The 234-nt window shown below is 50.0% G+C and carries 1 pseudogene; it reads left to right on the plus strand.

The annotated features are described in order from the left end of the window. A pseudogene (locus P5683_RS26265) lies at window positions 1–182 on the plus strand (IS630 family transposase); the annotation flags it as partial. Between the last annotated feature and the right edge of the window lie 52 nt (window positions 183–234).

The following is a 234-nucleotide window of genomic DNA, read 5'->3' on the forward strand; positions in this document are numbered from 1 at the left end:
AACGTTGGAAGCAACAGCGAGAGGAGTTTATGGCTCAGATTGAACAGATGGAGCCGGAAGGGTTGGTTTACCTCGATGAAGCTGGCATGAATAGTCAAGACTCCGATTATCCTTATGGTTACTGCCAGGAAGGACAACGCTTCCATGCCCTCAAATCAGGGAAGAGGCAGGGCAGGGTGAGCTATAGCATTAGTCAAGGTGGTTAGGACGCAGCTTTGAGAACGGAATCCATGG

It is taken from the genome of Limnospira sp. PMC 1279.21 (assembly GCF_032349615.1).
In the GTDB taxonomy this organism is placed as follows: Bacteria; Cyanobacteriota; Cyanobacteriia; order Cyanobacteriales; family Microcoleaceae; genus Limnospira; species Limnospira fusiformis.